The following is a 794-nucleotide window of genomic DNA, read 5'->3' as shown; positions in this document are numbered from 1 at the left end:
TTCACCACGGCTGCGGCAGCGGTAGACAGTGTTACTGTTGGATGCGCCGTATTAACAAATACACCCGTGGTATTGCCGATATTATTCAAGAGAAGAACAGCATTATTATTCGCTGCGTCCCTGATAGTCGCACCATTCAGCAACAGGTTATTACCAGGTGTGATGCCGTCCATATCCTGGTCWCCGTTTTGTACCGTGTAACTGAACGATAGATTCTGTGTACCGGCRCCWCCWRTRTAAACCGCTGAAACATTTRTGCCTCCTATATTTACACTGATGGATGGCACACCGCCTGTAGTATTAACTGTCACATTCTCACTGTATTTCACTGTAAAGTTCAACACACTACCAGCTTTATAATAACCGTTCGCAGGTACGCTTACCTGTGTTACTACCGGCGCCGTCAGATCTGCTGTTACACTAATCGTGTTACTGGCAGTGTTACCGTTATTGGCAATATTCACCGCTACGTCCGCCGGCAATGAAACGCTGACAGCACCATCGGTTATCGGTGTGATAACGATGGTATAAGTAATGTTGTCGGTGGTTTGCAGCGTAGCAGCACTCGCATTGGTTAATGCAAAGTCTGATACGGTAAGATCAGTCACCGCTTCGCTGAACACAGCAGTAACCGTAAACGGCGCATTCACCACGGCTGCGGCAGCGGTAGACAGTGTTACTGTTGGATGCGCCGTATTAACAAATACACCCGTGGTATTGCCGATATTATTCAAGAGAAGAACAGCATTATTATTCGCTGCGTCCCTGATAGTCGCACCATTCAGCAACAGGTT

1 protein-coding gene is annotated in these 794 nt (G+C 47.4%); it reads right to left on the bottom strand.

Annotation, left to right across the window (positions count from 1 at the left end; all coding sequences use genetic code 11):
- Positions 1–794, bottom strand: a 794-nt coding sequence (locus AB4Z08_RS35770) for an Ig-like domain-containing protein (protein ID WP_441578567.1), incomplete at both ends; no start/stop codon positions are given.

The organism is Chitinophaga sp. RAB17 (assembly GCF_052114225.1).
In the GTDB taxonomy this organism is placed as follows: domain Bacteria; phylum Bacteroidota; class Bacteroidia; order Chitinophagales; family Chitinophagaceae; genus Chitinophaga.
This window is presented reverse-complemented; position numbering and strand designations above follow the sequence as displayed.